Genomic DNA, 13,314 nt, shown 5'->3' on the forward strand with positions numbered 1-13,314 from the left:
GGGCGGGCGGGAGTTGTTGGGGGAGAGGGGGTGGCGGGAGCCGAGCTGCTGCCGGAACGGCTCGTTGTGCTGGGGCAGGTAGGGGCGCAGGGTGTCGCTGGTCCAGTTAGAGCCGACCCTTTCGAACACGCCAAGGGTGAGGAGCGGGGCCTGCTCCGGCTTGAACAGGGCGGCGACGTGCTCGGCGATGTCCACGGCGCTGCGCGCCGGGTCCTGCCACTCCTGATCGGCGTCGCTCCACGTCTGCGTACTCACCCTGTTCTCCAATTCTCGTATGGTGCTGGCGGGTTGGCGGTTCGCCCCGGGTGCCGGCCTGCCCCGCCCTTGGAGGCCGGCACCCGGGGAGTCAGTGATGCCGCCGATCGGGCTCGCGTGGGACGCGGTGCCGGTCGGAGGCGGTGCCGCGCCCTCGGCGGCCACTCAGCTGGATCCAGGCGGAGGCGGGCCCGGCTGTGGCCACCCGGGGCGCGAGGGGGGAGGCGCGCGCCGGGTGGCGGGCCCCGGCGGCTGGGGAGGTTGGCCGGGGCAGCGGTGGGATGGTCTTAGGCGGCCAGGGTGGGTCTGCCTCGGCCATGGAGGATGCGGCGGGCGGCTCGCAGGGCGGCGGCGAGGTTGTGGGGGTGGGTGAGGAGCCCGGTGCCGTCCGGCTCGATCAGCCAGCGACGCCCCTGCACCTGCTCCCTGCCCGGCGGCGGGCAGCGCAGGGCGGGGTTGTGCTTGACGTTCGGGTTGTCGCGCAGGAACTCGCTGTCGCGCATGTCCCAGATGGAGGTGGAGGAGTAGGTGATCAGGAACTCCACGGACCGCAGCGCCTCGTTGAAGATGACGGGGCCGACTGGTCCGACCACCTCCGCGACCTGCTGCAGTTGGCCGAGAGCGGCAGTGCCGAGGCGCTGGTTGGTGACGCGTACCGCGTTGAACCGCACGCCGAGCCGGATGTCCACCAGCTCGTTGCGGGTCCAGCCGAGCAGCGCCGCGCGCGGGTCGCTGTTGCAGCGGGCGAGCCAGTGGGCGCCGAGGACGTACGGCGGGGGAGCGCCGCGCCTCACGAGCTTGTGCGTCGTACTGCTCGTGCTCGCGGCTCTGGCCTGGGCCATCTTCCCCGCTCCTCCCATCCGTACGTCCCCGGCGCCGTCCCCCGTGGATGTGGGTGGCCGCACCGGTTCGGCCATCCACGCCGGCACCTTCGCCGCCCCCGGCAAGGGGGCGCTGAGTGAGGCGCCTGGGTGCCCGCCGGACCCGCGTTCGCTGTCCATCTGGTTGCGAGGCCGGCGGTCTGTGCTCGGGGCGCACGCCGTTGTGCGACCCGCTGGCACCTCACCCCCTCCATCGGCCCGATTTCACGGAAGGGGCCGGAGTGTTGCCGGAGGCTAGGTGCCGGGGCCCGCCCCCACGGGATCGGGAAGGGCGGGGCTGGTGCCCGGCGGCCCCTGCCCGTAGCGCAGGGGCCGCCGGAGTCTTAGGCGGCTATCGACCTGGGGCCGATGGTGCCGATGCTGGGGGCTGGACGGGCGTGCCGGATGCGGTTGGTGAGCGCGGCGCGGTGCGGCGACGCGGCGGTGGGCGCCGAACTCGGCGAAGCCTCGGCCGTGCTGGCAGCCACAGCGGTCTCCTCCTTCTCCACCGGCTTGATGGAGGCGATCTCCATCTCGAACCAGCTGATCCGGGTGCCGGCCTTCCGATCGCGCCTGCTCCCGTGGTCCGCCGCGAGCTTGGTGATGATCAGCAGCCCCCGGCCGCCGTCGTAGCCACCCCTCCGGCGCTGGGTCCGCATCGCCGGGATCCTCGGAACGGCCGGGTCCGTCACCTCCACCCGCAGCCGCCCCTCCTTCGTCTGCTGCGCCCGGAAGCCGAGCTGTCCCTTCTTCTTGCCGCAGCCGTGCAGCCAGCCGTTGGTCAGCAGCTCGGAGGCCATCAGTTCCAGGTCCTCGGCCTCGCTGTCGGTGAGGCCGAGAGCGGCCTTGATCTGCGGCACGAACTTCCGCCGGATCTGCCCAACTACCTCGGGAGAAGCGGCAGTTACGAATTCAACCAGGGGCATGACAGTTCCTCCGGGGGCGTGCCGCTACGGACGGCATTGGGGGATGTTTCCGGGGAAGCGGCCGTTGCGGTCGCGCTCGTCGTGGCCCGGCCGATGGCGACCCGACCTGGGCTTCTGACGGTGAATCAAGATCACTTTGAGCAGGCAACACTGGCGAATCTGCCAGCGCAACTACCAACTCATTGCGTGCAGTTCGTTACGCACAGCATGGCCCCTGGCGCGATCCTGCGCAACCACTTCCGCCATCTGTGCAAGCTTGCACGGTCGTACGCAATGTCGATGCATATGCCATTCGAAGGCGGTAGCGCGCACTGCCAGCGGACAGGCACACTGTGCTGACGATCGACAGAGAAGGGGCGAGAGGTGGCATTCCAGCGGACCGTGAGGCGAATCCAGCTGGGCAACGAGTTCCGCCGCATCCGCGAGGAGCGCGGTCTTCTGCCCGAGGACGTGGCCAAGGCCCTGCCGAACTGGAGCGTCTACAAGATCAGCCGCGCCGAGAACGCAAAGGGCGCGGTCAAGATTGATGACGCTGCCCAGCTCCTCGACTTCTTCGAGGTGGACGACGGCGTCAAGGCCGGCCTTCTCGACATCGCCAGGAACGCTCCGAAGCAGGGGTGGTGGCTGCCGTACACCGGCGTGATCGACGAGCAGACCGTCGACCTGGCCTCGTTGGAGAGCGAAGCGTCGGCGGTCAAGACCTACCAACCGTTCTTCATCCCGGGCCTGTTCCAGACGCCCGACTATGCGCGGGCGATCTTCACCGAGCTGGGCGGGTTCTCCGACGAGGAGGCCCAGCGCCGGGTCGATGTACGGATGGCCCGGCAGGCCGTCCTGACGCGTCCGAAGCCGCCGGAGATCTGGGCCGTGATCCACGAGGCCGCGCTGAGCGTCAAGGGCGGCGGCCCGGACGTCATGCGAGCGCAGATGGACCGGCTGATACAGGTCGCCCGCTTCCCCAACGCCAACATCCAGATCATGCCGTCAGACTGCGCGCTGAACCCGGCGATGAACGGCGCGCTGACCATCCTCGGATTTCCCTACGACCCTCCGCTCGACGTCGCCCTCGTCGTTGCGCAGCAGACCGAGGTGTGGATCGAAGAGCGGCAGGCGGTAGCGGAGTTCCACAGGACTTTCCAGAAGATCACGGCCGAGGCCCTTCCTCTGGACAAGTCACTCGCATTCATCACCGAGAAGAGAGACCAGATCAAGTGAGCACCTACTACCCAAACATTGCCGAACTCGGCGTCACCATGCGGAAGTCGAGCTACAGCAACCAGGGCGCGGACTGCGTCACGACCGCCGGCCTGGCCGGTGAGGTGGTCGTAGCGGACAGCAAGAACCCATCCGGTCCGGGCCACCGTCACCAGCCGGCGGCATGGGCAGCGTTCGCCCAGGCGGTCGGCACCGGAGCCCTGGTTCCCGTCCAGGGCTGACCCAGCCCCGGCACGTCCGTAGCGTGCCGGCTACCAGGTCCAGCGGCCCGTCCCCCACGCGAAGGGGGGCGGGCCGCTCCCGTTGCCCGTGGCCGCACGCCGGTGGCCCCAACACCTCCGTAGGGTGTTGGGGCCACCGGCGTGCGGTTGCCGATCGTACGCACCGGCCATGACATGGCGCCACGGCTCACTGGCTCGAAGTTCGCGTGCGTAACCCACCGGATGGCCGCTGAGGGCACCACGATTGGTGGTGGGGGGCAGGTGCCAGCGGTGCCCAGGCGCTCTTGTCCGTGACAGGTGCACCCGCCTGTCTGCGGTGCCTCGCGCGGCTGACAGCCGGACGGCCAAGGCGGAGGCCGGCGGGACCGGTCGCACGGCAGAGGTATTCAAAGATCAATTAAGACTCCGCCGTGCAATTTCGATCTTGGAATTATCACGCTAAGTAGCGTGATGTTCGCAACATGCCCATCCGGGCATATCGCATCTCCCTCCTTGTACGATTGGCTCCTGGTCAGGCCGTCAATCGGCTGTAGTGCACCTTAAGCACAGTTCTCCTAGCTACTAGCGCCTCGTGGACGGGTATCGGGATGGGGCTGGCGGTGAGCACCAGTGGCATTTCAATGGAGCGACTATGCGTTGGCTGCGGTGGCGTAGAGACTCTTCACGGCGCGCACTCGTGAAGGAATGCGAGAAACTGCTCGCGGACCTCCCTACTCCCGCTCCTTTCAGCGTCGAGGCGCTAGTGCGAAATATGGAGGGAGTGCTGGGTCGCCAGATTCGGCTAGTACCTCTGGATGACCCCGATGGGGGGCTTGGCACGGCGTGTGGCCTCCGAGTCAAGGCGCCGGAGTTCACAATCATCCTCTATCGGCGCCGTTCAAGTCGAAATCAAACCGAGCACATCATCCTGCATGAGCTCGCCCATGAATGGCTGGACCACGGGACCACTCTGACGGCTGCCGAGATTGAGCGATACGTCCCTGAACGCATCCGCCAGGAAGTGATCCGTCGCTTCCCGTCGACTCTGGTGCAAGGGCGCGTAGATTTTGACAGCCCCGAGGAGAAGCAGGCCGAGCTTTCGGCCTCGCTGATAAAGCGGTCGGCTCGCCGTCAGTCGATCACGGGAGATGACATGGTTAGTCTCCTGGAGTCCTCGCTCGCCCACCCAGTTGCCCCGCCTCGACACAAGCGTTAGTCGCGAGTTCGCGGCGAACGCGGAGATGAGACCTTGCGACTCACTCCGCATCAAACAGTCCACCTGCTGGAAATTAAGGCTGCCGTCAGCCGTCCTTCGGGGCGGCAAATAGGTAGCCTGCACAGACAACTGCTGGTTACATGTTCGAGTACTTTAAATACCTGACGGCGATAGTGATGGCCGGAATCGCCGTTTGGCGATTCCCTGCGGTTCGCTACGGTGATTCTCACCGCAGGGCGCTCTGGGGTGGCTATGCAGGATTCGCCGTAGCCTTGTGGCTGTACACGCCAGCAGTAATGAATGCGGTAGATCGTATTCCCGTGGTGGATCTAGACGCCCTGCTGAGACACTTTGCCAGCACCGCAGCGACCATCGCAGCCCTGACCTACGTCTCTACTAGCTACGGGAAGAGCGCGGAGGCAGTTGCGCCTCGTCACGTAGTGGTCTCCCGGTGGATTGCCCGTGTGTCCTATAAGGCGGGGGCTCTAGGCGTCATTTTGCTCACGGTCCTATTTTTCACCGTGGTGAACCGCCAGATGCAGAGCCAAGATTTCCTCATCGACCACGCTGGGCAATGGGGAGTCGCGGTCTATATGACCGTCTTCTACTTCTTCCCGCTTATCACGGCTGCGGTTTGCGGCTACCAGTGGACGAGGGCGGCGCGGCAGGCCGAGTGTACGAGCATGCGCGTCGGCCTGGGTTTGATGGCGTTCGCGATGTGGATGGGGCTTGTCCATTCACTGGCTCGTCCCGGACTCCTGTGGGTCGCGGTGGCCTTCTCTCTAAGCCACTCCGCAGTGCAGTTTGTCGTAGACGCCGAATCGCTGTGGATGGACATGCTTTTCCTTATCGTCGCTATTGGGGCGAGCATTCCCACCAGCCGCGCAGTAGGGGCCCGGTGGAAGACGTGGCGTACCCTAAACCGGATCTACCCACTGTGGTTCGACCTTGCAGAGGCATTTCCGGGGACAAGCCTGTATCCACCCGGGAAGCGCCTCACGGAATTTATGCAGGTACGCGTTCCGATCGATGTCCGCCTTGATCGGTGGACCCAGGATATTGCTGACGCCTGTGAAAAACTGCGCTATTACGCTCCGCGAGACCTGATATTTGCCGCAGAGGACTTTACCGCCTCGCACGCCGATCCTGAGCCGACCGCAGAGGCGTATTGGATTAAGGCTGCACTCAAAGCCGTTGACGCCGCACCTGTGAGTGTGGACGCTTCCGTCCCTCTGCGAGAAAAGCCCTTCGTCGATACCGACAGCGAAGCGGCGTGGCTCGCACGAGTCAGCGCGGCCTATTCAAATATCGCCGAGGATCAGGCGCAGGAGCTTCTCGTGTACGCGACAGGAGCGGAGTTCGAAGAAGAATGCCCCGAGGTGACTTCAATTCCGGTGCAACGGCTCGCGACGTAGCGATCTTGAACGAGTCGGCGAGTGAGATTTAGCACCATCCGCTTCGTGGACTGGTTTGGTACCGTGGGTGTGCGGGCTAGTAGGTCTTGATCCGCCCGTAGGTGCACCCTGGCCTGCGACGCACAGTTGCTGTCGTCACCATATGTAGCCGGGGCCGCGATGCCGTCCTTTCTGGATGGGCGTCCGAATTCTCAGCAATCAATGGAGTTCCCGCATGTCCAACCGCACTGGCCTCATCCTCGATTTCGGCGGAGTGCTGACCACGCCGCTGCTTCCGGCAGTGCTCGCCTTCGAGCAGCGCGAGGGCCTGCCGCAGGGCGCCTGCCTTACGGCCCTGTACAAGGACGAGGTAGGCGTCCGGATCACCAGTGACCTTGAGCGTGGCGCGGTCTCCCAGACTGAGTGGAACGAGTTTGCCGGCAAGATGCTGGGCGTGTCCCCCGACAACCTCATGGGCCGCATCTTCGGCGACCTGCGCCCCGAGCCGCGGCTGATCAACGCGGCTGCTGCGGCGAGGCGCGCGGGGATCAAGGTGGGCATCCTGTCCAACAGCGTGGGACTCGCCCCTTGGGACCTGTACGACGGCTACGAGCTCGAGCGGCTGTACGACGTCGTGGTGATCTCCGAGCACCACCTGATGCGCAAGCCCGACCCCGAGCTTTTCGAGATCACTCTCAAGCTCATGGACCTGCCCGCGTCCGAGTGCATCTTCGTCGACGACACCGAACCGTACGTGCGGGCCGCCGAGCAGCTCGGCCTCGCAGGCGTGCACAACCAGGACCCCGCGCAGACGGTGGCTACTCTCTCTGACCTGCTCGGCGTGGACCTCACCGCGTAGTAAGGCCGGCGCCCCGGTGGTCCTGGGCAAGAACAGCGAAGGGGCTGCGGAATTGTCCCCCGATAGGGGCAACGCCGCAGCCCCTTCTTCTGTCTGTGCTGAGTGCCGCGCTACCTGGACCGCTTGAACCACTGCGGCTGCTTGAACAGCAGGGAGCGCTCCAGGTCGCCGGTCAGCCGGACGCAGCCCGCTGCGAGCCGTCGCTCCAGCTCGGTGTAGAGCTGTTGCCGCTCCTCCTGGCGTAGTACCTCCACCCGGATCCAGCAGTGGTGGTGCTTGCGGTCTTCCAGCCGGATGCCGGGGCCGCTGCGGCCTCCGTCGTGGGCCTTCACCTCGGTGAGGGCATCCAGCGCGATGGTCTTCCACCAGATCGTGTTGCGCATCAGCAGGCGGTCGCCGTCGATGACCACGCGCAGCCGGACCGTGGCCGTCATGATGACGGCGAAGGCAGCGCCGACGATCAGCCAGGCGGCGCGGTCGACGGTGTCCTTGCCGACCGCCAGCGAGATGCCGGCGCCGATTGCCAGCGGGATCAAGCCGTAGAGCTGCCAACGTGAGGACAGTCCGAGATGGACAGCCGCAGGGCTACTGGGGGGCTGCCGCAGGGAGATCACTTCGGGTGCTGCTTTCTGCTGCGTGGGGTGGGGTGAGCCATCCCTGCACCTTGCCCCGGCTTGGTCTACGACGGCTCGCGTCAGGCGTGGCCGGCGGGGCAGGTGTGTTCCTCAGTCCTCGTCCACCTCGGGCAGCTTGTGCCGCAGCTCCCCGACGAGATTGTTGATCGTGGCCATCATCTCGGTGGACAGGCCCCCGCCGTTGCCGCGTGCAGCAAGACCGAGGATCTGTCCCCGTTGGATCGAGCTGAGGAAGCGGATCGCCTCCAGGAACTCGCGAGCCGCTGGGCTGACCTCGGCATCGTCTTGGAAGAGGGCGGCGTCGACCTGGAGTGCGTCGGCCAGGCCGGCGCGCACTACGTCGGAAGCGTCGGTCGTGGCGCCCGTGCGCAGGGAGGCGATGTCCTCGTCCGTAACGACTGCCTCGCCCGCGTGAGCGTTCACGGCGCGCGCGATCTCGTCATCAGACGGTGCCTCCTGGCCCACGTACCCGTGCTCCAGGAGATAGCTGATCTTCTCGCCGATAGTGCGGGGCGCCGACGCCTGCTCGTCACCGGAGGCCGCGGGGCGAATTCCGAACGAGCAGTCCTGGGCGGTTAGCAGGACCGCCTCGGTCACCCCGTACGCGTCGGCGAGCGGTGGCACGTAGGCATCGCTGAGCCTGCGCCGACCAGACTCCGCATTGCTCACCGGCGCGCGGCTCGAGCCGATGATCGCGGCGGCCTGCGCCACGCTGAGGCCGGCATCGCATCGCAGAAGTTGCAGGTCAGCCGGACCGTCGTGAGGGAAGAGCGCGTCAAGTGGCTGACCGAGCGCCGCTGCAATCGCGGGCAGCTTCTCCCCCTTGGGGTGGTCCTCGCCGTTCTCCCACCGCGCGACGGTGGGGCCGCTGACGCCGACCCTGGCGCCCAACTCCTCCTGCTTGAGCTCCTGGCCCCGCCGGACGGCGCGGACGCGGCGGCCGTCGAACTGACGTGGGGGCACATGAACTCCAGCGGGGTGATGAGCGGGCAGGTCGGCGCGGTGTTGAGACCACTGTAGTCCAGGCTTGATACATCTGCGCAACTGACGTACGTTTCTGTATCGCACCGCCGGAGGGGCTCCGCCTCTCCATGGTGCCAGCCTCTGGCGACCCGTGTGCATGCTGCCTTGTTGCGGTCACTTGCGCAACGGGCGGCTGGATTCGGCAATCAGGTGGTGCCGACCGGTCGTGGAACGACTCCCGACACCGGCCGTCGCGAGCCCTGTCCGACCCGTGCCGCTCTGCGGAGTAAGGGATGGACTTGCCGCAGGCGTCTACGTATGTTCGTCGTCCCCGCAGGGCGGCGCCCCAGGGGACGGAGCGAGCAGAGGGGAAGCGGTGCCGCAGAGGGCGAGCCCTGCACGAATCAGGGCGAAATGAGACCGGCGCCCGGGAGCTACCAACTCCTGGACGCCGGGCCGGCATCCCGAAGGGTGCCGAATCACAACTCGCGAGCGGCGGGACTTCTTTTGCACGAGAGACCGCCGCGCGCGCTCCTACGAATCCAGGAGTATCACATGCCCAGCCCTTCAGGGGAAGCCCGCTACGCCGCGCCCAGCTCGAGCCAGCAGCGGCTCGGCGTCCAGCTCGCGGACATGATCCCCGGCGCGGTCAGCGTCCACGTCAGCCTCGCCGACCCCAAGCGCCAGTGGCCCCACCCCTACACGGTGGCGATCGACGAGCACGGCGAGCAGCTCGCGCTGAGCCGCACCACCACCAAGATCGCGGCCCGCTGGGTGCAGCGGACATGGCCTGAGGCGGACTGGACGCGCCCGCACAGCCTCGACCTCGCCACCGGGCAGCTCGCCGTCACCGCGGTCCGGGGCCGCTGACATGGCCCGCATTCGATCGGTCAAGCCGGAGACCTGGGTCTCCGAGACGCTGGCCGAGGTGTCGATCCCGGCCATGGTCACCTTCCTCGGGATGACCAACCACGCCGACGACCACGGCCGCCACCGCGACAACGCAGCGATCGTCTACGGCCTCGTCTGGCCGATGCGCGAGGAGATCAGCCGCGCAGACGTCGAGGACCACCTGCAGCAGCTCGCCGCTGCCGGAGCGGTCTGCCGGTACACCGGCTGCGACGGACGGCGGTACTTCCACTACCCGACCTGGCGCAACCACCAGAAGATCGACAAGCCGTCGCTCAGCCGTCTGCCGGCCTGCCCGCACTGCGAGCCGGAGCGGTGCGGGGTCTGCAAGGGCTCCTGCATCCAGCGGGCCGCCCTCGCCGACACCCCGGGCGCGGTGGCCGAGTCCGCCGCGAGCGCTCCCCGAGTGTTCGCCGAGGTTTCGGCGAACGCTCCCGCCGCCCTCCAGCAGCCGAACGAGCCCATCCCGGCTGCCACCGCGCAGACGACTCCCGCCGCCACCAGAGCAGCCGCCCCGGCGATCGACGCCGAGCCGCAGCCCGTCCCGACCTCCCAGAAAGCCGCAGGTCAGACGGCATTCGGCGAAGTCTCCCCGAAGGCTCGCCGAAGCCTCCCGGAGCCCTCGGCGCCTGGATCTAGGATCTTGGATCCTGGATCTTCTTTCCCTACGGGGCGCACGGCGCCCGACGCGGACACCGTCTCGGCAGGCCAGCTGGTCGGCGAGTACGTCGCCTCCTGCGCCGAGCGCCCGCCGGGCAGCGTGATCGGCCACCTCGGCAAGGTCGTCAAGGCCCTCCTGGACGAGGGCATCGCCGCCGACCACGTCCGCGCCGGGCTGCGGCGGTTCGCCGAGATCCAGGGCCACCCGTCCCGGCTGCCGAGCCTGGTCAACGACGCCATGAACGCACGAGGCGCCGGTTTGGCGCGGCCGGGATTCCGGCCTAACGTGCCCGCTCACCAGGCGTGGACCAACCCGGTCGACGCTGCAACCGCCTACGCCGAGGAGCTGTGATGCGCACCCACCGCGAACCGCAGACCCTCGCCGACGCACCCTCGGTGCTCGACCGGATGGCCCGCATCCTCGCCGCCCGGGGCATCGACCAGCACGCGGTCGACGCCCTGCCGGACGAGCCGGAGCCCTACTCGGCGGAGGAGGCGCTGTCGGCCGGGCTGCCGCCGCGCTACCGCGACGCGCTCGCCACGCACCCGCAGGTCCTGGCCTGGGTGCGGCAGGTCGCCGCCGAGGCCACCGCGCCGAGCATCGGCGCCCGACGCCAGGTCGCCACCGGCCCCAGCCTGCTGATGGCCGGAGTCGTCGGCGCGGGCAAGACCCACGAGGCGTACGGCGCCGTCCGCGCCCTCGTGCAGGCCGGCATCGGGGTTCGCTGGCGGGCCACCACCGCAGCCGACCTCTACGCGGAGCTTCGGCCCAGCTCGGACACCGACTCCGAGCGGGTCCTCGCCGCCTACAGCCGGGTGCCGCTGCTGATCCTCGACGACCTCGGCGCCGCCAAGAGCTCGGAGTTCGTCGAAGAGCAGACGTACCGGCTGATCAACCGCCGGTACAACCACATGCTCCCGACCCTGATCACCACGAACCTGCAGATCAGGGACCTCAAGGCCCACCTCGGTGACCGCGTCACCTCCCGGCTCGCCCAGATGACCACCCGGGTCGAGTTTGAGCTGGTCGACCGCAGACGCCTCCAGCGCGCCGCCTGACGGCCGCAGTGCCCGGCCGCCCCACGGCGCGCCGCCAGCCCTTCACCGACCCAGCGCACCTCTCCGCCGACGCCCGACCTCGCGCGCGGAGAGCGATCGGAGCAACCCCGCATGACCACCACGACCAGCCCTGCCCGCCACCGCTCGCTCGGCGACCACACCTGGCAGGACCAGGCCGTCTGCACCCCGACCGAGTACAACCCCGTCGACCCGGAGACCTTCTTCCCCGGGCCGGAGGAAGCCGACAAGATCGCCACCGCCAAGGCGCTGTGCGCCCAGTGCCCGGTCGCCCGCGTCTGCCTGGATGCCGCCCTGGAGACGGGCGACACCCACGGCATCCGGGGCGGCTACACCGAGGAGGAGCGCGAAGCCCTGCACGCCAGGATCAACGACCGCCTCGACTACAGCCGTGTCAACGCCACCCTGGCCGGGCGCGACATCTCCCTCACGAAGGCCGAGCGCCGCGCGGTCGTCCTCGCCGGGTACCGCCAGGGCGTCCCCGTCGACCGCCTCGCCCGACTCCTCAAGATCAGCCCGGAGCACGCCCTCAAGCTCTACCGCGAGACCCGACGCGCGATCCGCCACCGCCAGATCGCCGAGGAAGCCACCCGCGCCGCCTCGGCCGCCCACGGCACTACCAGCACCGCGCAGCTGACCTGCGCCGACTTCGGGACGGCCGCATGAGCACCGCCACCGCCACCGCCCCGACCACCGCCCGCGTCACTGCCTGGGACCGGGCCGTCGTCATCGCCCTCGGCGCCTCCGGCTGCGCGCTGAGCTTCTCCGCCCTCCAGCAGATGGCCGTCGCCATCCACGTCCGGGGCTTCCTCACCTACCTCTTCCCGATCATCGTCGACGGCTTCATCGCCTACGGGGTCCGCGCGCTGCTGGTCCTGCGCTCCGCACCGCTGAGGGCCCGGATCTACGTGTGGACGCTCTTCGGCGCGGCCACCGGGACGAGCCTGTGGGCCAACGCTCTGCACGCCGTCCGGCTGAACGAGCAGGACACGACCGCCGGCCTCCGGCTGGGCGACACGGTGGTCGCGGTGCTGTCCACCATCGCTCCCCTTGCCCTGGCCGGGGCTGTCCACCTCTACATCCTCATCGCCCGAGGACCGGTCAGCCCCACCGACCGGGGCGGTCAGGCTGACCGACCGGCCGAGACTGACCGGGGTCAGGTCACCCCGGCCCGAGGTCAGGTCACAGCCGAGCAGACCGGACTGACCGAGCGGCCGGTGGCACTGACCGCCGGTCAGGACAGCGCCGGTCGCCCCGCCCCCGATCAGCCGGTCAGCCGCCCGGTCACCGCCACGGTCAGCCGCTCGGTCACCGACCTGGCCCCGCAGCCGCAGCTGACCCCGGTCAGCGCGGTCAGCCTGGCCAAGCCCTCTGACCTGGGCGGTCACCCGGACACCGACCGGCCGGTCACTGACCGACCGCCGGTCGAGCCGCCGGTCACTGTCCCGCCGGTCAGCCCCACCGAGGCCACCGGACAGCCGGTCGAGCCGCCGGTCACCTCCTCGCCGGTCACTGACCGGGACGCTGACCGCCGCCCTGACCTGGACACCGAGGACCTGCTGAAGATCGCACGGCAGGCGGTCAGCCAGGAGGACAAGCTGACCCGCAAGGTCGTCGCGCAGGCGATCCGCGGTCAGCAGATCCCCCTGTCCTCCGACACCCTGACCCAGCTGATGGCCCAGCTCCGCGAACAGCACGGTCAGCCGGTCACCGCCAACAGGGACTGACCGACACCTGACCGCCGGGGTGACCGACCAGGCCACCCCGGCGGTCACCCACCCGCACCACCGCCGAAGGGGAGCACCCACCATGCGCACCACCCCCGCCACCTGGGCCGAGGCGGACTCCTGGCTCGCCGTCCTCACCCAGCGCGGCCACGTCCACCGCGTCGAAACCGGGCCGGACGGTGCCCGCAGCGTCCAGCGAGGCCGGCATTCCCGCCCCTGGACCCTCCACCACCCCGTCCTCGCCCTCGACTTCGTCGAGGACCTCCTCCTCGAAATCCGCCAGCGCGACAGCGAGGCCAGCCGGTGACCGCCTCAGACCAGGACGGCACCACGCAGGCACCGGAGAGTGACCGTGATCAGGCTCCTGGCGGAGCAAGTTGTGGGGTAAGGAGTCCTTACCCCGCCCCCGCCCCGGAGG

General features: G+C 68.5%; 15 protein-coding genes. 10 read left to right on the top strand and 5 right to left on the bottom strand.

The genetic code is table 11. The annotated features are described in order from the left end of the window. From AA75_RS01295 to AA75_RS01305, 3 genes are all read right to left on the bottom strand, one after another. The coding region (locus tag AA75_RS01295) for a hypothetical protein (RefSeq protein WP_033817788.1) at positions 1–255 on the bottom strand (255 nt) is incomplete at its 3' end. Between the two features lie 287 nt (positions 256–542). Next, positions 543–1,097, bottom strand: coding sequence for a hypothetical protein (locus AA75_RS01300; protein WP_051811544.1), 555 nt, complete (start codon positions 1,095–1,097; stop codon positions 543–545). Positions 1,098–1,459: 362 nt separating this feature from the next. Further along, positions 1,460–2,041, bottom strand: coding sequence for an ATP-binding protein (locus tag AA75_RS01305; RefSeq protein ID WP_082526164.1), 582 nt, complete (start codon positions 2,039–2,041; stop codon positions 1,460–1,462). A 363-nt stretch (positions 2,042–2,404) separates the two neighbouring features. On the opposite strand from AA75_RS01305, the gene AA75_RS01310 reads away from it, so the two are divergent. The 4 genes from AA75_RS01310 (at position 2,405) to AA75_RS01330 (ending at position 6,925) form a co-directional block, all read left to right on the top strand. Beyond that, positions 2,405–3,256, top strand: coding sequence for a helix-turn-helix transcriptional regulator (locus AA75_RS01310; RefSeq protein WP_033817789.1), 852 nt, complete (start codon positions 2,405–2,407; stop codon positions 3,254–3,256). Continuing rightward, a complete protein-coding gene (locus AA75_RS01315; RefSeq protein ID WP_233288871.1) occupies positions 3,253–3,477 on the top strand; it encodes a DUF397 domain-containing protein in 225 nt (74 codons plus the stop codon). The genes AA75_RS01310 and AA75_RS01315 overlap by 4 nt, the downstream gene beginning before the upstream one ends. A gap of 1,335 nt (positions 3,478–4,812) precedes the next feature. Then, complete coding sequence (locus AA75_RS01325; protein WP_051811549.1) at positions 4,813–6,087, top strand: MAB_1171c family putative transporter; 1,275 nt, start codon at positions 4,813–4,815, stop codon at positions 6,085–6,087. 214 nt (positions 6,088–6,301) lie between these two features. Further along, positions 6,302–6,925, top strand: a complete 624-nt coding sequence (locus AA75_RS01330) for an HAD-IA family hydrolase (RefSeq protein WP_033817791.1) — start codon at positions 6,302–6,304, stop codon at positions 6,923–6,925. Positions 6,926–7,035: 110 nt separating this feature from the next. On the opposite strand, the gene AA75_RS01335 is transcribed toward AA75_RS01330, so the two are convergent. Both AA75_RS01335 and AA75_RS01340 read right to left on the bottom strand, forming a co-directional pair. Next, positions 7,036–7,461: a hypothetical protein gene (locus tag AA75_RS01335; RefSeq protein WP_033817792.1), complete on the bottom strand. Its 426-nt coding sequence runs from the start codon at positions 7,459–7,461 to the stop codon at positions 7,036–7,038. A 189-nt stretch (positions 7,462–7,650) separates the two neighbouring features. Continuing rightward, a complete protein-coding gene (locus AA75_RS01340; RefSeq protein WP_033817793.1) occupies positions 7,651–8,523 on the bottom strand; it encodes a helix-turn-helix transcriptional regulator in 873 nt (290 codons plus the stop codon). A gap of 555 nt (positions 8,524–9,078) precedes the next feature. Between AA75_RS01340 and AA75_RS01345 the strand changes: the two genes are divergently transcribed. From AA75_RS01345 to AA75_RS01370, 6 genes are all read left to right on the top strand, one after another. Then, entirely contained in the window at positions 9,079–9,393 is a 315-nt protein-coding gene (locus AA75_RS01345) for a hypothetical protein (protein WP_033817794.1), read from the top strand. A 1-nt stretch (position 9,394) separates the two neighbouring features. Then, positions 9,395–10,444 carry a hypothetical protein gene (locus AA75_RS01350; protein ID WP_033817795.1) on the top strand — a complete coding sequence of 350 codons (1,050 nt, stop codon included), beginning with the start codon at positions 9,395–9,397 and terminating at the stop codon, positions 10,442–10,444. Then, positions 10,444–11,151, top strand: coding sequence for an ATP-binding protein (locus tag AA75_RS01355; RefSeq protein ID WP_033817796.1), 708 nt, complete (start codon positions 10,444–10,446; stop codon positions 11,149–11,151). Before AA75_RS01350 ends, AA75_RS01355 begins: the two co-directional genes overlap by 1 nt. 111 nt (positions 11,152–11,262) lie before the next feature. Next, positions 11,263–11,835, top strand: coding sequence for a WhiB family transcriptional regulator (locus AA75_RS01360; RefSeq protein WP_033817797.1), 573 nt, complete (start codon positions 11,263–11,265; stop codon positions 11,833–11,835). Further along, entirely contained in the window at positions 11,832–12,896 is a 1,065-nt protein-coding gene (locus AA75_RS01365) for a DUF2637 domain-containing protein (protein WP_033817798.1), read from the top strand. Before AA75_RS01360 ends, AA75_RS01365 begins: the two co-directional genes overlap by 4 nt. Before the next feature lie 82 nt (positions 12,897–12,978). Further along, positions 12,979–13,203, top strand: coding sequence for a hypothetical protein (locus AA75_RS01370; protein ID WP_033817820.1), 225 nt, complete (start codon positions 12,979–12,981; stop codon positions 13,201–13,203). Positions 13,204–13,314: the final 111 nt, after the last annotated feature.

This window comes from Kitasatospora sp. MBT63 (assembly GCF_000710465.2).
In the GTDB taxonomy this organism is placed as follows: Bacteria; Actinomycetota; Actinomycetes; order Streptomycetales; family Streptomycetaceae; genus Kitasatospora.